The sequence below is a fragment of the Plesiomonas sp. PI-19 genome (assembly GCF_021368255.1).
GTDB lineage: Bacteria > Pseudomonadota > Gammaproteobacteria > Enterobacterales > CAMTGL01 > Plesiomonas > Plesiomonas shigelloides.
In genome coordinates, this window is record NZ_JAJNMQ010000002.1 from 70982 (window position 1) to 88479 (window position 17498).

Annotated in this window: 14 protein-coding genes; 12 read left to right on the top strand and 2 right to left on the bottom strand. The window is 47.5% G+C overall.

Going from position 1 to position 17498, the window contains the following annotated elements:
• Positions 1–61 precede the first annotated feature (61 nt).
• The 7 genes from galK (at position 62) to LQ901_RS15325 (ending at position 9542) form a co-directional block, all read left to right on the top strand.
• Entirely contained in the window at positions 62–1222 is a 1161-nt protein-coding gene (gene galK, locus LQ901_RS15295) for a galactokinase (protein ID WP_233672409.1), read from the top strand.
• Between the two features lie 73 nt (positions 1223–1295).
• On the top strand, positions 1296–2351 hold the full coding sequence (gene galM / locus LQ901_RS15300) for a galactose-1-epimerase (protein ID WP_255698592.1): 1056 nt from the start codon (positions 1296–1298) through the stop codon (positions 2349–2351).
• Between the two features lie 67 nt (positions 2352–2418).
• Complete coding sequence (locus tag LQ901_RS15305; RefSeq protein WP_010863249.1) at positions 2419–2751, top strand: tRNA-binding protein; 333 nt, start codon at positions 2419–2421, stop codon at positions 2749–2751.
• Between the two features lie 483 nt (positions 2752–3234).
• Complete coding sequence (locus LQ901_RS15310) at positions 3235–5445, top strand: autotransporter domain-containing protein (RefSeq protein WP_152135328.1); 2211 nt, start codon at positions 3235–3237, stop codon at positions 5443–5445.
• A 396-nt stretch (positions 5446–5841) separates the two neighbouring features.
• Entirely contained in the window at positions 5842–7197 is a 1356-nt protein-coding gene (locus LQ901_RS15315; RefSeq protein ID WP_152135329.1) for a diguanylate cyclase domain-containing protein, read from the top strand.
• A 7-nt stretch (positions 7198–7204) separates the two neighbouring features.
• A complete protein-coding gene (locus LQ901_RS15320) occupies positions 7205–8503 on the top strand; it encodes a glycosyltransferase (protein WP_233672411.1) in 1299 nt (432 codons plus the stop codon).
• A gap of 1 nt (position 8504) precedes the next feature.
• On the top strand, positions 8505–9542 hold the full coding sequence (locus LQ901_RS15325; protein ID WP_152135330.1) for an HlyD family secretion protein: 1038 nt from the start codon (positions 8505–8507) through the stop codon (positions 9540–9542).
• A gap of 89 nt (positions 9543–9631) precedes the next feature.
• Here the strand turns inward: LQ901_RS15325 and LQ901_RS15330 are convergent, their stop codons facing one another.
• Positions 9632–10531, bottom strand: coding sequence for a dihydrodipicolinate synthase family protein (locus LQ901_RS15330; RefSeq protein ID WP_010863244.1), 900 nt, complete (start codon positions 10529–10531; stop codon positions 9632–9634).
• A gap of 283 nt (positions 10532–10814) precedes the next feature.
• Between LQ901_RS15330 and LQ901_RS15335 the strand changes: the two genes are divergently transcribed.
• From LQ901_RS15335 to nanQ, 5 genes are all read left to right on the top strand, one after another.
• Positions 10815–11687 carry a MurR/RpiR family transcriptional regulator gene (locus LQ901_RS15335; RefSeq protein ID WP_039045116.1) on the top strand — a complete coding sequence of 291 codons (873 nt, stop codon included), beginning with the start codon at positions 10815–10817 and terminating at the stop codon, positions 11685–11687.
• 369 nt (positions 11688–12056) lie between these two features.
• Positions 12057–12764 carry an N-acetylmannosamine-6-phosphate 2-epimerase gene (locus LQ901_RS15340; RefSeq protein ID WP_152135331.1) on the top strand — a complete coding sequence of 236 codons (708 nt, stop codon included), beginning with the start codon at positions 12057–12059 and terminating at the stop codon, positions 12762–12764.
• Complete coding sequence (locus LQ901_RS15345; protein ID WP_152135332.1) at positions 12761–13687, top strand: N-acetylmannosamine kinase; 927 nt, start codon at positions 12761–12763, stop codon at positions 13685–13687. The genes LQ901_RS15340 and LQ901_RS15345 overlap by 4 nt, the downstream gene beginning before the upstream one ends.
• 44 nt (positions 13688–13731) lie before the next feature.
• Positions 13732–15213 (top strand): sodium:solute symporter, encoded by a 1482-nt coding sequence (locus LQ901_RS15350; protein WP_010863240.1) that lies wholly within the window; start codon positions 13732–13734, stop codon positions 15211–15213.
• Positions 15214–15362: 149 nt separating this feature from the next.
• Positions 15363–15839 (top strand): N-acetylneuraminate anomerase, encoded by a 477-nt coding sequence (gene nanQ, locus LQ901_RS15355; protein ID WP_218572533.1) that lies wholly within the window; start codon positions 15363–15365, stop codon positions 15837–15839.
• 132 nt (positions 15840–15971) lie between these two features.
• Here nanQ and LQ901_RS15360 read toward each other — a convergent pair whose 3' ends face one another.
• A complete protein-coding gene (locus LQ901_RS15360) occupies positions 15972–17294 on the bottom strand; it encodes a Na+/H+ antiporter family protein (RefSeq protein WP_152118165.1) in 1323 nt (440 codons plus the stop codon).
• Positions 17295–17498: the final 204 nt, after the last annotated feature.

The following is a 17498-nucleotide window of genomic DNA, read 5'->3' on the forward strand; positions in this document are numbered from 1 at the left end:
GATGTGCCGATAACACACGCGTGTTGTTCGCCAACAACTGAAAAATAGGAAGAGACCACTGATGTCAGAATTAACGCAGAAAGTCACCGCCGCGTTTACCGAGATCTTAGGCTACGCGCCGACCCATGTAATCCAAGCGCCAGGGCGAGTAAACCTCATCGGCGAACATACCGACTATAACGATGGTTTCGTGCTGCCGTGTGCCATTAATTATCAGACGGTGGTTGCCGCCGCGCGCCGTGATGACAATCTGGTGCGCGTAATTGCGGTGGATTATCACAACGCTCAGGATGAGTTTGATGCTACCTGCGCGCCGGCGTTTTTACCGGAGAAAATGTGGGCTAACTATATTCGTGGTGTGGTGACGTGTTTGCGTGAGCGTGGCTATCAGTTTGGTGGCGTGGATCTGGCGGTCAGTGGCAATGTGCCGCAAGGCGCGGGATTAAGCTCATCAGCGGCGTTGGAAGTGGTGATCGGACAGACGTTTAAAGTGCTGTACGGTTTGGAAATAAGCCAAGCTGAAATCGCCTTGAACGGTCAGCAGGCGGAAAACCAGTTTGTCGGTTGTAACTGCGGCATCATGGATCAAATGATCTCGGCTGAAGGGCAAGCTGGCCACGCGCTGCTGTTGGATTGCCGGACACTGGAAACCGACGCGGTAGCGATGCCGTCGACCCTGCGGGTGATGATAATCAACTCAAACAAAAAGCGTGGGCTGGTGGATAGTGAATACAACACGCGCCGTCGCCAGTGTGAACAGGCAGCGGAAATTTTCGGCGTACCGGCCTTGCGCGACGTGACTCTAGCGCAATTTACCGCGCGTGAGCATGAGCTGGATCCGGTGGTAGCACGCCGAGCACGCCATGTGATCACCGAAAATCAGCGCACCTTAGATGCCGCCGCGGCGCTACGTCGGGGTGATGTGGGCGCGATGGCCGAATTGATGGCGCAGTCGCATGCCTCAATGCGCGATGATTTTGCTATCACCGTGCCGGAAATCGATCTGCTGGTTGAGATGATCAAAGACGTAATCGGCGAGCAAGGCGGAGTGCGTATGACCGGTGGCGGTTTCGGTGGTTGTGTGGTCGCACTGGTTCCTCCGACGTTGGTGGAGGCAGTAACCCGTCGCGTAGAGGAGCGTTACAGCGCCGCGACCGGTCTGCAAGCGGATATTTATGTCTGTGAGGCCTGCGATGGGGCCGGTGTTATGGCCCGTCACTGAGGAGCGCACAGTGGATAAAGGTTCACAACATCACACTGGCAATGCGTCAGGGTTACCGGATTTGCGCCTGAGCATGACGCGCGATCCGGCTCCCGATGGGCGTCCGGCCACCGTTATCACCTTGCGCAATACCAACGGCATGCAGGTGGTGGTGATGGATATCGGTGCCACCTGGCTCAGTTGCCGTGTGCCGCTGGCCGGAAGTGGCTCGCGCGAGCTGTTACTTGGCCAAAGCAGCATGCCGGATTTTTTGTGCCAGCAGGCCTACATGGGCGCAACAGTCGGTCGTTATGCAAACCGGATTGCCGGAGGAAAGCTCCATCTGGCTGGGCGCGACATCCAGCTGAGTCTCAACCAAGGCAAGCATTGTTTGCACGGAGGGCGTGAGGGGTTTGATCGTCGTCGTTGGGAGATTGAAGCGCAGAGCGCTGATAGCGTAACGTTTTCCCTGTATTCACCGGATGGCGATCAAGGTTTCCCTGGCAATGTGCAAGTGTCAGTGACTTACACGCTCACCGCGGATAATCAGGTGGTTTTGCGCTACCGAGCGCGCACGGATCAGGCGACGCCACTGAACCTGACCAACCACGCCTATTTTAATTTGCAGGGGGCTGATGTGCCGAGCGTGGAAACGCAAGGTGCGGATGCTCGAGCTCATCATCTTTATATTGCCGCGGAGCAGTTTTTACCGACCAGCGCCGATGGCATTCCGCTCGGGGATTTTGCCGATGTGCGGCAGACCGGTTTTGATTTTACCCAGCGCAAATGCATTTATGAGGATTTCCTGCGCGACCTGCAGCAGCAACAGGTGCGTGGTTATGATCACAGCTTTATCTTTGCTCCTTCGCGTGACAAACGTCAGCCGGTTGCCCAGCTAATTAGCGCGGATGGCCGGGTGCAGATGTCAGTATTAACCGATAAACCGGCGCTGCAGCTGTATACCGGAAATTGGTTAGGTGGAACGCCCGATCGGCGCGGTGGCCATTATGCCGATTTTGCTGGTGTGGCTTTGGAAACGCAGTATCTGCCCGATGCGCCAAATCGCCCGCAGTGGGGCCGTGATAACGGTATCTTATCTGCCGATCAGGAATACTCATCATGCACGACCTATGCCTTTACGTTTGTATAAATCAACGCTAAGGGCTGCGGATAACTAGCCAATCAAAAACCGAATAATGAAATGTGGAGAGCTGAAAATGGAACGTGTTAAGTATGCTGATTTTGCCAAACTGGAGATCCGTACCGGTAAGATCGTGGAGGTGAAACGCCATGCCAATGCCGACAAGCTCTATATTGTGCAAATCGAGGTTGGCGCTGAGCGTTTACAGACTGTCACCAGTTTGGTGCCGTATTACACCGAAGAAGAGTTGCTCGGTAAGCAGGTGGTGGTGTTATGCAATTTAGAAAAAGCCAAGATGCGTGGCGAAACCTCAGAGTGCATGCTGCTGTGCGCCGAAACCGATGATGAGTCAGAAAGCGTATTACTCACCCCTGAGCGAGTGATGCCAACGGGCGTCAAGATTGTGTAAGAGTGAGAGGGATTTGAATAGACACGTGTTTTATATCCTTATTGACGGATTTTAATGGGTAATTTCTTGCCAAGAAGAAATAATCCCATTTTGTTACCTTTCTTAATTGACGAGATATCAGGACTAAGATTAATTGTCATATAAATATTGATGATTGTTTTGGTTCTGATATACTAAAAAAAGTTTATCCTTTTGTGCTTTCTCTTCTGGAATAGAAATGCTTATTTTCTAAATAAGTGAAAATTTTACTATTCCACCTCTTGTTTTCACATCCTGTTTCATCTGATTTTGATAGCCATTACTTATTATATAAATCGGTAATAACTATTATAGGATCTCCATAAAGCGTCGCTATTATCCGCCCCCTAAGCAAATTCAATTGCTTTTATAAAATCAATTTTCTCTATTTTAACTTAATGTGCTCTATGTGACTTAGCGTGTCATGTGGTCACGTGGCGCATATTTTATCAGACAGAAATTAGTATGATTTTTAAAAAGAAAATATGTGCGACCTTTATTTCATCAATATTGTTGGCATCACAAGCAGTGCATGCTAATTCAAAAACAGAGAATATATACGATATATTGAATGAAGATGGGATCGTGGTGGCTGGAGCGTTTGGCCAATCCAATGTTTTAGCATTATCTGATAGTGGCAATACCGCACTAGGATTTTCGGCACCCAGTATGTATGCGCCTTCAACTGATGTGGTGGCAACGGTATGGGATAGTAAAAAGGGAATGATTAGCCTGCCAAAATATAGTGGATACAGTGGGTTAAGTGCAGCACGTTCTATTAGCGGTGATCATCAAAGTATCGTTGGCTACCTTAGCCGAGAAACGGGCGGTGGGCGTGCAGTGTATTGGGATAATCAATATAACATTCATCTGCTAGATAACTTATCCAGTAATGAACATGCAAGCTCTGCTGCATTTGATATAAGCCGTGATGGTAATATTATCGTTGGTCATGCTACTACTGACAGTAATCTAGAATCAGCGGTGTATTGGACTAAGCATGATAATAAAGTGCATGCGCTTAATATGCCTGGTGATTACTCATCCGCGAGTGCCGTAAATGGCAATGGTACGATGATTGTTGGTAAAACCAATATTGGATCATCAGATATTAAACATGCCTTTCGCTGGACAGATAAAGGTGGTGTTGAGCTATTACCCAGTCTAAGTCGAGATCACTCTACCACTGCAAATGGACTGAGTGATACAGGTCGAGTGATCGGCACTGCAGAAACTAGCCCAACTACTCTTAGGGCGGTGTATTGGGATACTGATAATCAGATTCATGACTTAGGTACACTAGGTAAAGATAATCAAGGTAGCAGCCAGACGATTGGTATCAGTCGTCTTGGAACTGTGATATCAGGGAGTAGTTCTACCGATGATGGTAAACGGTTGGGATTTATCTGGAAAGAAGGCGTTGGCATGCGCTCAGTCAATCAGTGGTTGACTGATGCTCATGTGGATGCTGGCACAATGATAGCGAGTAGTGTGAATGCCATGTCTTCAGATGGTGCCACCATTGCAGGGCAATTGGCGGATGGCAGCGGCTATGTTGCTCGGGTTGTCACCATTAAAGAACCACCGATTGTGAAACCAGATGAACCAAAGCCAGAACCACCTATTGTAAAGCCAGAAGAGCCAAAGCCGGAACCGCCGACTGTGAAGCCAGATGAGCCAAAACCACAACCTCCGAGCGTTAAACCGGATGAACCTAAGCCAGACGGTGGCAGTGGTATTGTTAACGTGGATCAGGTGAATCAATCGTTATCGTATGTGCAGCAAAGCATGGAGTTACAGCGCCAAGCGACTGTGCAAGCGGCCGATAATGCCGATTGTGCGACCTTTGGACCTAACGGAATGTGCGTGAAAGTTAATGCAGACGTGCGAAATCGCAATGATGATATCGGCGAATACACTAACCCTTCAGCAACTATTACCATCGCCAAGCAGCTGCAAGAACATGGCCGCGCGGGGCTATCGGTAACAGAGTTACACAGCCATATCAAGAACGATATTGGCACTAAGATTGAGCAAACGGCACCGATCTTCACTGCCTTTGTCGGCTACGGCAACGATACGGATCTGGGATGGAAAGGTTACGCTGGCATCAGTGTCTTAAATGCGCCAGTGGATATTGATCGCGCCTATTACAATGGTGCTGATAAAGAGTGGGGTTATGGTAAAACTCGCGCCCGCTCATTGAACTATCAGGTACGTGGTGGTTATACCTTCCAACCTAATAGCCGTTATCAGGTGACGCCATTTGTGGCATTGAACTACAACGATACTAAATGGAATGGCTATCAAGAAACGGGTGATGGAGCGTTTTTAGCCGCGTTTAGCAATCAACGTAGCCGCGTTTCGACTCTGCACATTGGCGTTGATAACCAGTATCAGATTGACGATAAAAATAGCATGGGTATGACGTTGGGTTTGCGTAAAAACCTGCATACCAATAACAGTACAGGTAATGCGACCGTGCTGGATGGCTTTGGTGGCTTAGCAACCCAGTATCAGATTGCAAAGGTCGCTAAAGTGTTACCAGAGTTGGAAGCCAATTACTCCTATACGCTGGATAAAAACCAGAAGATCACATTGTACTCTGGTTATCGCGATGTGGGTTTTGGTGCCGGTGAAGTGAATGGCGGGATCAGTTACCGGATTAATTTCTAAAGAACTACGGCTAAAAGTATAGACCCAGAAATCATCTAAATGGCTCTGGGTCTTTTCTTCGATTTAGATTAAACATTATTCATACATGAATTTCGTGCTACATGGATGACGGTTAGTAAATAAAGAATAAGCTTCAATAAAATTCATCATAGAAGCACTTGTTTTTTGTAGCAAAGTGTTTCATCTTAGCTTCACCTAAGCGGTGACTGCTCCATCAGGATGTCTGCAGTCTATATATAATATCCTTATAAATCATTTTGTTGTGACGATTTGTGCCATGGTGGCTATTAGTTTATGGTTTTCGAATCAATAATGACGATGTGTTGTGTAATCTCGCAATACCCGACACAATATATGGATTTTTAAAGCAACATAATTTTATTTGAGAGTTTAGGGATGTCTTCTTTGAATGATTGCTTCTATTGGGTTGGCGGAGCTAATCCCTACCTGTTTGCGTTTTCTGATGTAAATCATATCCAGTCGGTTAATGATATTCCTGATGGTGCAGCTGGTGCTGTTTGCTTTGATTTTGATGATGAAGATGAGTTGCAACATGCATTAAAATTGTTTTTAAGTAAGCCTTATCGTTGGTCTTGGTGTATTTTTACCACAAAAAAGACGGAATTTTCAGCATGTGTTGCTGATGATATCTTTGAAGAAGAGTCTGCGTTTCGATTATGGCAAGAAGTCAAAGTAAAATTTAGAACGATATCAGATGCGAACTTGCTTAGCCCATTGGTTGGTTGGCTAGGAGTAAATCGCAAGCGCAGTGTTTTGCCACTAAAAAATGTTCGTACATCGTCACTTTATTCTTATCCGATTATTGAGTGTTTTTATCCTGATTTGCAATCAGCCTATAACTATGTACTAGCAGAAAGTAAGCGAGGGATTCTCGAAACTGATAATTTAGTCGACAGAATAAGAGTTTGTACTCATTGTCATGGCGGCCATCTTAATTATGTTGAGGTATGTCCTAGCTGTAATGATATTGATATTGATACGCAAAGCTCATTGCATTGTTTTACATGTGGCTATGTGGGTGATCAACAGCATTTTTTACGCAGGGGAAAGCTAGAGTGTCCAAAGTGTTTTACGCAGTTACGACATATAGGTGTTGATTATGATCGGCCACTTGAAAATTATACCTGTAATAGCTGCTCTCATCATTTTGTTGAGGCACAAACTGTTTGTCAATGCCTGACATGCTCAACAAAAACTTCTCCAGATAAGTTAATAGTAAGAAAGATCTATAAGTTTATGTTAGGTGAGCAAGGTGAGTATATTTATCAACATGGTAAAACTTCTCATGCTCCAGAATTATCAATTAAAGGTAAAGTGGACGTTGGCTTTTTTAAAAATCTGGTGTTGTGGGTAAACAAAGTCGCTTTACGTCATAAAGATTCACATTTGTTGTTAGCTTTACACTTACCATCCTTTAAACAATACAATCAACAATATGGTGAAAATAAACTCTTTTCTCTTATTGAGCAAATTACACTTAGATTAAGTGGTATGCTTCGCGATACAGATATATGTTGTCAATATCGGCAGGACATCTTATTAGTGTTAATGCCAAAAACACCAGAAGCAAGTTTACCAGCATTAAAACAAAAACTAACACAATTAAGTGGGCTCATTGAAGATGATCGTTTTGAGTTAAATGTATTTGCTTGGGGGCTACCAGAACCATCTCTTAATGATGGAATAGATATGTGGATCGAAAAAATTATTGGTGAAGTTTATGCTTCATGATAGCTGGATGTTACTACATCATTTTGTTGGGATGTTATTAAGTAACCATATTTTATGGATGCTTCTCTTCCCAGGAGTGATAGTTGTAGAGTTGCCTCTTTATCTCTTGGTTTTTACTGGGATTTTTAGATGGGCTTACAATCAGCCACAACATACAGTCAATCAATACCCTTCTGTAAGTATTGTGATTACTTGTTACGGCGAGGGTGACGCGATAGGCGTTACCATAGATACTTTAGCGGAGCAGTTGTACCCAGGGAACATTGAAATCTTAGCCGTTGTGGATGGCGCTGTGCAGAATAAGGCTACATATCTTGCAGCATTACACGGAGAGAGAAAATACAAAGGCCTTAAAAACAGAAAAGTAAGAGTCGTGCCAAAGTGGCAACGTGGTGGCCGAGTATCAACTCTCAATGCCGGACTTTCGGTTGCCACCGGTGACATTATCATGAATGTCGATGGTGATACTTCGTTTGATAATGATATGGTGATGACCATGGTCAGCGAGTTTTCTTCTGCCAATGTTATTGCCAGTGGAGGTGCATTACGTGTCAGGAATCATGATAAAAATATTCTGACTAAAATGCAGGCTCTGGAGTATATGCTTTCAATGCAAGCGGGTAAGACCGGCATGGCGAATTGGGGGGTGCTCAATAATATTTCTGGTGCATTTGGCGCTTTTAGGAAACAGGTGTTGTCTCGGGTTGGTGGATGGGATACTCATACCGCAGAAGATCTCGATTTGACGATGCGTTTAAAACAGTATAAACGACGTTATCCAAAGCATAAACTGACGTTTGCAACACATGCAATAGGGCATACTGATGTGCCAGATACGCTGAAAGGGCTTATATTACAGCGATTGCGGTGGGATGGAGATTTACTTTTTCTCTATTTACGTAAACATAATAAAGGATTGTCACCATCTTTGTTAGGATGGGGGAATTTTATCTTTATTCTTGTTTATGGAATAATGCAAAATGTGTTATTGCCATTCTTGGTTATTGTTTTTACTTCTTTCATTATTATTAGCTATCCTATCAAGTTTGTTTTTGCATTGTTTATGTTACTTTACTTTGTCTACTTAGTCTTTTCGCTATTACTTTTTGTTGCCTATATTGGTCTTATCTCAGAGAGAAAACTATCAGATCTGCGTATGGCGAAGTGGATCTTTGCTTATCCTATCTATCAGTTTTTAATGCGAATGGTAACAGCGTTTGCCATGATAAATGAAATTGTTCGGCGCAGCCATGAAGAGTCAAGTATGGCTCCATGGTGGGTGTTGAAAAAAGGGAAGAAATTCTAAAATGAAAGTTAATTTTCACTTGGATAAACAAAATAACCCACAAGCTGAAAATGGCGTTAAGGTTCAATATGGTGCGCCGAAGCGCGGCGGATATCGGATGCGGTGGTATATAATCTTAGCTATCGTCATCAGTCCTGTTGTATTGATGGCATATTATCTTTTCCGTTCGCAGTTTTTGATTACCGCGCCCGCGATTGTAACGTCAAACCCGATTACATTGACTGCACCACAAACGAGTGCCGTGTTGTCAATCGATGTAAAAATAGGGAGCGCAGTCTCGAAAGGGCAAGACCTTATTTTGTTAGATAATCAGGTTTTAAATAAAGAGATAAACTTTATTCACGAGCAGTTAGCGACATTGACCTATCATAATGATACTAATACTGACGTATTGTATCAGCAGGCCATTGCTAATACTGAGCAAAGTGTTAAAAAAGCGGAAAGCGCTCAGCGCAAATACGATTTTTATCGTGCAAAGGGACAAGTTTCTGATGTGGATTATACGGCGATCGTTAATATCAATAACAGCTTAAATAGTCAATTAAGTAGCCAGAAAGTGGCGTATGAAGATTCTCAGCGCGATTTACGCCAGATGCAATTAGCTGGACCGGTGGCACAAGCCCACCGCGCCTTAATGAAAGAGTTGGTGGTCAAGCAGGCAGAAAAAGAACGTTTGACGGCCAAAGCCCCTTTTGATGGGCGTATTTTAGATATCTTCGTTAAAAAAGGTGAGACAGTCAGTGCGGGTGCGCCATTGCTCACGATGACAACGAATACCCAACCGGAAGTGGTCGCGTTCTTAAAACCGAAATATTTGGAGTACAGTCAATTAGGCACAAAAGCTAAAGTGACCTATCCCGACGGTAAAGTGTATTCTGCGACAGTATCGGGACCGACGGAAACGGTGAATAAGTTACCGACTGAATTGCAGCGTCCTTTTGAAGGCCAACCAGCCTATTTAAAAGTTCGCTTAGCGTTTGATAAACCGTTAGACCGCGCTCGCTGGGTAGATGGTGTAGAAGTGGAAGTGACTTTCTAGTGCGTTGCGTTTTACTTCGTTTGATATGATAACGCATAAATAAAAAATCCCGGCAATGCCGGGATTTTTTTAATCAAGCAGCAAATCACTTAGCGCTTAACCAAGAAACCTGCGTTACGCATTCTGTCGACCACAATGTCTTTTTGTTGCGCGGTCAATGCACGCAGTGGCAGACGTGGGTCACCAGCATCGATGTCATGCAGCGCCATCGCCGCTTTACCGGCGGCAACACCACCGAACTCGACCAAGACTCGGATCAGTTCGATCACGCTGTTCATCCCCGCATAAACTGCTTCGTGGTTACCTTTTTGGTAATCAGCGATAATTTGCAGGAAGTGAGGAGCTGCGTAGTTATAGGTACTGCCCACTGCGCTGGTGGCGCCGACCGCTAATGCGCCCGGTAAGTGCTCGTCTACCCCGAATGGAATATCAAATTTGCCGCCGCATGCACGTAGGCAACGTTGGTATTCGTACAAATCTGGGCTGTTAAACTTGAGGCCGGACAGGTTTGGAATACGGGCATCGGCTTTGATCAGGAATTGCTCCATATCGAAGTTCACGCCTGACATGCCGGAGTGATAGTAGTAGAAACCTTTCGACGGCGCCGCGGCGGCCACAGTGGCACAGTAGGTGACCAAGTCATCCAGTGAGCCAGGCTTGAAGAAGCAAGGGCCAATGACTGAGGTCGCGAAAATATCGAGAGTTTCTGCGTGGCGAGTCAACTCCAAGGTGTCGACAATGCTGAGTGCGCCAGTATGGATAATCAGCTTCAGTTGACCTTGCGCCGCGCTCACCCAACGTTCGGCGATGGCTTTACGCTCGGCAACCGAACAATGGATCCCTTCGCCGGTGGTGCCGCAGATGTAGGCACCACGTACACCGTCACGAATCAGGTGAGCGGCAATTTTGTCGATGCTATCGAAATTTACGTTGCCGTTGGCATCAAAAGGGGTATGCGGGGCGGCAATCAGTCCGGAGAGTTTTTCCATCTTTCTGTGCTCCATGAAGTAAAACTTCATAAGTTAAGTTTATATCGGAGTTTTATTCATGGTATGGAGTAAAGCTTCATCGCGCAATCGCTATTCATCAAAAGCCGGCGGCAGATGTACAAACTGTGATTGGGATAACATCCTCTTCCTTGAGCGGTTAATGTGGTGACTTAGCGCTAATTTGGGGCCGATCTCATCCTTCTCACTGGAGCTTTACTTCACAAGCGCGGCGTGAAATGTAAGAATCAGATCAGGGATTTATGTTCATGATGTGGAGCAGTTTATGGTTGCCAAGCACCTGCCGGTAAAAACAGGAAAAGTTCTGGATATGATGGGAAGCCTGTTTGAAAGCATGACACCGTCTGCTCGCCGTATTGCCGAGTTTGTGCAGCATAATGCCGAAGAGGTGACCAAACTCTCCATCGCGGAGCTGTCACACAAAGTGAATGCCGGTGAGGCGACCATCATCCGCTTTTGCCGTTTGCTCGGTTTTAAAGGTTTTCAAGACTTTAAGATGGATTTGGCCATCGAGCTCTCTTCTTTGCACCACAGTGATCGCTCGATTTTAGATACCGACATCGCCCCGCAAGATAATGTGGAGCTGATTGGGCAAAAGCTGCAGCAGGGCATCAATAACGTGCTCTCTGAAACCTTAAATTTGCTTAGTTTTCCGACCTTAGAGACAGTGGCGCGCCAGATCCGTGAGGCGCGTGGGATCTATATCTTTGGCGTGGGCTCCTCTGGCATAACGGCGGAAGATGCGAAAAACAAGTTCATGCGTATCGGCTTTAATGTGGATGCGCTGACCAATAACCACTTTATGTACATGAAAGCCACGCTACTGCAGCCAGGCGATCTGGCGATCGGGATCAGTCACTCCGGCGTGTCGGTGGAGACCACGAAGGCGCTGCAGTTGGCCAAAGAGGCGGGGGCGTATACCGTAGCGTTGACCCACAATCCTAAATCGCCCCTGTGTGAGTATGCCGATGCGGTTCTGCTCAACGGTAACCGGCAAGGACAGATGCAGGGGGACTCCATCGGCACCAAGATAGCGCAATTGTATGTGCTTGATTTGCTGTATACCCTGCTGGTCAAAGACGATATTACTGGCTCGATGGATAAAAAACAGCGCACGACGCGCGCACTCGGTGTGTAAGCGCGGAGTCTTGCTCCGTGAGTATTGCTTTATGAGTATCGTTTCGTGAACGCCGCGGTTTGCTGCGCGCGTTCACCGCAGTCCTGATTCCTTGGCCATCGCACGCCGTTGGTGGAGGGAGTTTGACTTCTTTTCTTCCTTCTTTACTGTTCTGTTATTCGCTCCACGCCTATCGAACGGGTTTCTCTCTACTGGATTTTCGGTGGGCGTTGCGGTCAAAATCCAACCGTCTTCTCATTTTTTAGCCTCAGGGGAATCAAAACTGAGGTGTCCATCTCCATTTTAACTTGTCTTCTTTGAAGTTTAACTCCATTGGCAGTAGATTGAATTAAAACTTCATCTTCTGATTTATTCTTGGAGTTAAACTTTATGTCAGTTTATGCACACTCCGTTCTGGCCCGGCTAAAGACCGGCTTTGTTTCCTCATGCCAACCGGTGGATGACGGTCCGATGGACACTCCCGCCATTATTGCCGCCATGGCGCAAGCTTCGATTGCGGGTGGTGCGGTGGCGGTACGCATTGAGGGCGCTGAGAACGTTAAGGCGGCACGGACAAAAGTCGCAGCTCCGATTATCGGGATTGTGAAACGTGATTTAGCGGATAGCCCCGTGCGCATTACGCCGTATCTGGATGATGTCCGCGTGCTGGCTGAAGCCGGTGCTGACATTATTGCCATTGATGCTACCGCGCGTCAGCGTCCGGTTAGTGTTGCGGGCTTGGTGGCGGCGATCCATGAGGCGGGTTGTCTGGCGATGGCGGATTGCTCCGATTATGCCGAAGGCATGGCGGCATTCCATCTGGGCGTGGAAATTATCGGTACGACCATGTCCGGTTATGTCGGCCCTGTTACGCCTGCGGAGCCGGATCTGGCGCTGGTAACTGCGCTGAAACAAGCCGGATGCTTTGTGATGGCTGAAGGGCGTTATAACAGCCCGCAGTTGGCGGCGCAGGCGATTTTGGCCGGTGCGGATTGTGTCACGGTGGGCTCGGCTATCACGCGGATCGAGCATATTTGTGGCTGGTTTGCCGATGCCGTGGATGGGGCGAAAAGCGAACGTCACGGAGCCGTAGCATGACCATCTGTCTGGCTGTAGATATTGGCGGCACCAAGCTGGCGGCGGCCTTGATTGAGATGGCCGCGACCTCCTCGTCGTCTGCATCACGCATGTCTGCGCCACGTATTGTGGCGCGTCATCTGGCTGAAACCCGCTCATCGGGTGATCCGCAGGTGCTGACTGCCACCTTGACCGAATTGCTGGGGCCGCTGGCGGCTTCGGCTGATTACGTGGCGGTGGCGTCGACCGGCATTATTGATCACGGCGTGTTGACGGCGCTAAATCCACACAATTTGGGCGGACTGGATCGCTTCCCGTTGCAGAGCGTGATTGCCGATATCACCGGTCTTCCCGTTTACCTCATTAATGATGCGCAGGCTGCGGCCTGGGCGGAATATCTGGCTTACGAGCAGTCGTTTGCCGATCTGGCGTTTATCACCGTGTCGACCGGTGTCGGCGCTGGGTTGGTGCTTAACCATCAGTTAATCACGGGCGCTCGTGGCATTGCCGGACACGCCGGTCACATGCTGGCTGATCCGCAGGGGCCTACGTGCGGTTGTGGCCGTCGCGGCTGCGTTGAGGCTATCGCCTCGGGTCGCGCGATAGCTGCTGCTGGACAAGCGGTGTTTGGTACAGATTGCAGTGGCCTGCAGGTGTATCAACGCTATCTGCAAGGCGACGCGCAGGCGCAAGCCATTATCGAACGCTCTGCGGCTGTGGTAGCGGAGCTCATCGCTAACCTCACTATTACGTTGGATCTCGATGCAATCGTTATCGGTGGTGGTGTCGGGCTGGCAGAAAACTACATTGCCTTGGTGGAACAGGCGTTGGCACGCATGCCAGCACTCTATCGACCACAGGTATTACCCGCCCGTTGCCACACGGATGCCGGTTTAATCGGCGTAGCCCAGTGGGCCGCGGCGCACAGTCAGGCACAACAATAACGATTGCCTTAACCCTATACTCTACACAGAACAGAGGAATACTCATGGAGACGCATGCATTTGGTACGCTGAACTATCTAGTTCTTATCGGCTATCTTGCCGCGATTATGCTGGTCGGTGTGTATTTTGCGAAACGCCAAAAATCAGCGGATGATTATTTTAAAGCGGGCGGACGTATTCCAGGCTGGGCGGCAGGGGTCAGTGTGTTTGCCACTACACTGAGCTCTATCACGTTCATGTCTATTCCGGCCAAAGCCTATACCGGTGACTGGACATTTCTGATTGGCCAGTACATTACGATTGCGATTTTGCCTTTCGTGTTTATGTACTACATCCCGTTTTTCAGAAAGCTCAATCTGACCTCGGCGTATGAGTATTTGGAAAAGCGTTTTGATATTCGGATGCGCTTATTTGCCAGCATTTCGTTCATGCTGTTCCATGTGGGCCGCATCGCGATCATCACTTATTTGACAGCATTGGCGCTGATGCCGTTTGTGGATATGAGTCCTCTGACCATCGTGTTCCTGATTGGCGTGCTCTGTATCATTTACACCTTCCTCGGCGGTATCGAAGGGGTTATCTGGACTGACGTTATCCAAGGCATCATGTTATCCGGCGCGGCGGTGTTAATCTTCATCATGATCTGCTTTAAGGTCGATGGTGGGATCACCGAAGTGTTTGCGGTATCCGCCGCTGCGGATAAGTATTTCCCTGCGAGCCAAATGGGCTGGAGCTGGACCAGCAGCACCGTACCGGTTCTGATGATTGGTTTCTTCTTCTCTGGCTTGCAGCAGTTCACCGCCAGCCAAGACGTTGTACAGCGTTATATCGTGACTGATTCTATTGAAGAAACGAAAAAAGCGCTGATCACCAATGCCAAATTGGTCGCCTGTGTACCGGTGTTCTTCTTCGCTATCGGCGCAGCGCTGTATGCTTACTATGGCCAGCATCCAGAGCTGTTACCGAAGAACTTTAATACCGGCGGTATTCTGCCATTCTTCATTATCTCTGATATGCCTGCCGGTCTGGCTGGATTGATTATCGCAGCTATCTTTGCGGCGTCCCAATCCAGTATTTCCAGCAGCTTGAACAGTATTTCGGCGTGCTACTCGTCTGACATTTACAGCCGCTTTGGTAAAGCCAAATCATCAGCGCAGAACCTGAAAAGTGGCCGTTTGGTGACCGTGATTGCCGGTGTGCTGGGTGTGGTGGCTTCCACGTATCTGATTATGTCGAACGAGAGTGAATTGTGGGATGCGTTCAACAGCCTGTTAGGCTTGATGGGTGGCCCAATGACCGGTCTGTTTATGCTGGGGATCTTTGTTCGCCGCGCCAATGCCAACAGCGCACTGGTTGGGGTGATTGCCGCCGTGGCTTCCATCTTGTGGGTACGTTCGTTCACTGACCTGAACTTCTTCTTCTACGGTGCGATTGGCACCATGATGGTGGTCTTCGTGGGTTATCTGACCGCGCCACTGTTCAAGAGCTGTAAGCAGCCGGAGAATGTGGAAGCCCTGTCTTTATAACATGTGATTAATAGGGTAAGTCATTGAGTTGTTCTGACCCGAGTAAATGATTATCTCCTATCGGTCTGCTCACACACAAAGGGTGGCAGACCGTTTTTTTCTAGCATGTATAGCGATGTGAGAGTGCTTGCTATATATGGATGACGAGGATGTACAGCATGATTTTTGGTCATATTCAGCAACCCCACACTTACGCTTATTTGCCTGCAGCGCTTAAGCAGGCGATTCACTATTTGCAGCAAACCGATATGCAAAGCTTGCCGGTAGGGCGACATGATATCGAAGGGGATTTGCTGTATGTCAACGTGATGGCATTTGATACTCAGCCTGCCGAGCAAAAGCAGGCTGAAGTGCATCAAGAATATATTGATATTCAGTATCTGATCTCGGGCGCTGAGCGTATTGGTTTTGGGCTGGAAAATAGTGATAACCCAGTAGCGAAAGCCTATGACGCTGACAATGATTATTATCTGGTGGCGTCAGTGCGCGATGAGTCTGAGGTGCTGTTGGCGCCGGGTATGTTTGCAGTCTTTTTCCCAGAGCAACCGCATAAGCCGGGCTGCTGCATCGGGCAACCGGCGGCATTGAAAAAAGCCGTGATCAAAATGCATAAGTCGCTACTGTAAAGCCGTGACTGAGAACGTATTACTCAGATAGCTGAAAATATCGCGATAATATAAACGCGAGTGGTAATAAAAAAAACGCCTCCCATCCATCTTAGTGTGGCAAGGAGGCGGTTTTATTTTCACTGGATTAAGTTACAACACCATGGCAGCTAGCCAACCGAACGCTAGCATCGGGATATTGTAGTGGACGAACGTCGGCACCACGGTGTCCCAAATGTGATCGTGTTGCCCATCAATATTCAACCCTGCCGTTGGGCCAAGGGTGGATTCTGAAGCCGGAGAGCCGGCATCGCCAAGACCGCCGGAAACGCCGACCAACGCAATGGTGGCAATAGGCGAAAAGCCCAGCGAGATACAAAGCGGGACATAAATGGTGGCCAGAATGGGTACGGTGGAAAACGAAGAGCCGATCCCCATGGTGATCAACAAACCCACCAAGAGCATCAAGAATGCCCCCAGCGCGCGGTTAGAGCCGATAATGCTATGAATCGAGCTCACCAATTCTTCCACACCGCCAGTGGCTTTAATCACGGCGGCAAACCCTGAGGCGGCAATCATGATAAATCCGATCATGGCCATCATTTGCGCGCCATGATTAAACACATCTTGCGTATTTTTCCAGCTAATTACGCCACCGAGGATAAAGACAAAAAAGCCGACCATCGCGCCAAAAATAATCGCGCCGGTATAAATCTGCACGCCTAACGCCACCAAAATGGCCAGCAGTGAGACGGCAATACTCTTTTTATCGATGGTGCCGGTTTCCGGCTCGGCTTCCAATGTTTTGGCAATATCGTACTGGCGCGGCTTGCGATAACTAATAAATAACGCGGTCAGCAAGCCCAAAAACATGCCCAGGACCGGAAGAATCATCGCCTGATAAATCTGATCGGGCGATACCGCCATACCATTATCGACAATACTATTAAGTAAAATATTGTGCAGATAAATACTGCCAAAACCGACCGGTAAAATAAGGTAAGGAGCAATCAAGCCAAAGGTAATTGCACACGCAATGGCGCGTCGATCAATGTGCAATTTATCCATCACATGTAACAGTGGCGGGATTAAAATCGGAATAAAGGCAATATGAATCGGGATGGCGTTTTGTGACAGTAATGCCACCACCGTGACGGCAAAAAATATCACATATTTAAATAAACGCTTTTTATTGTCACTCGGGGCAACGCCAATGCGATGGATAATGGTGTTCGCCAATAAATCGGTGATCCCCGAGCGAGAAATAGCGACTGCAAACGCCCCTAGCATGGCATAGCTCAGCGCAATATTAGCGCCACCGCCGAGGCCATCGGAAAAAATAGTAATAGTTTCATGTAAGCTATGACCGCTCAGTAATCCACCGACAATGGCGGAGGTGGTCAGGGCGATCACAACATTGATTCTGGCTAAGCTGAGCAGCAGCATAACGAGAACGGAGACAATAACAGGATTCATATTTTTAATTGTTTGGTTTAACAAGGTGAGCAAACGCTGCGGTACAACAAATAACATCAATACATGTGATTAATTACTGCGTACGTAGCACAAAAAGATAAAAATGTGCGATGTTAACGTAGATGGATGTGAAGCAAAGTAGCCATTCCTTTTATTTTCCTACATTAATAAATTTAATTTGTTTTTTATAAAATGATAATTTTG

Bases quoted from the DNA above. Each gene is read 5' to 3' on its own strand.
- LQ901_RS15330 (WP_010863244.1), bottom strand. From the start codon at position 10,531: ATGGAAAAACTCTCCGGACTGATTGCCGCCCCGCATACCCCTTTTGAT.
- LQ901_RS15315 (WP_152135329.1), top strand. From the start codon at position 5,842: ATGTCTTCTTTGAATGATTGCTTCTATTGGGTTGGCGGAGCTAATCCC.
- LQ901_RS15310 (WP_152135328.1), top strand. From the start codon at position 3,235: ATGATTTTTAAAAAGAAAATATGTGCGACCTTTATTTCATCAATATTG.
- LQ901_RS15360 (WP_152118165.1), bottom strand. From the start codon at position 17,294: ATGAATCCTGTTATTGTCTCCGTTCTCGTTATGCTGCTGCTCAGCTTA.
- galK (WP_233672409.1), top strand. From the start codon at position 62: ATGTCAGAATTAACGCAGAAAGTCACCGCCGCGTTTACCGAGATCTTA.
- LQ901_RS15335 (WP_039045116.1), top strand. From the start codon at position 10,815: ATGGTTGCCAAGCACCTGCCGGTAAAAACAGGAAAAGTTCTGGATATG.
- LQ901_RS15350 (WP_010863240.1), top strand. From the start codon at position 13,732: ATGGAGACGCATGCATTTGGTACGCTGAACTATCTAGTTCTTATCGGC.
- LQ901_RS15320 (WP_233672411.1), top strand. From the start codon at position 7,205: ATGTTACTACATCATTTTGTTGGGATGTTATTAAGTAACCATATTTTA.
- LQ901_RS15305 (WP_010863249.1), top strand. From the start codon at position 2,419: ATGGAACGTGTTAAGTATGCTGATTTTGCCAAACTGGAGATCCGTACC.
- galM (WP_255698592.1), top strand. From the start codon at position 1,296: ATGACGCGCGATCCGGCTCCCGATGGGCGTCCGGCCACCGTTATCACC.
- nanQ (WP_218572533.1), top strand. From the start codon at position 15,363: ATGTACAGCATGATTTTTGGTCATATTCAGCAACCCCACACTTACGCT.
- LQ901_RS15345 (WP_152135332.1), top strand. From the start codon at position 12,761: ATGACCATCTGTCTGGCTGTAGATATTGGCGGCACCAAGCTGGCGGCG.
- LQ901_RS15340 (WP_152135331.1), top strand. From the start codon at position 12,057: ATGTCAGTTTATGCACACTCCGTTCTGGCCCGGCTAAAGACCGGCTTT.
- LQ901_RS15325 (WP_152135330.1), top strand. From the start codon at position 8,505: ATGAAAGTTAATTTTCACTTGGATAAACAAAATAACCCACAAGCTGAA.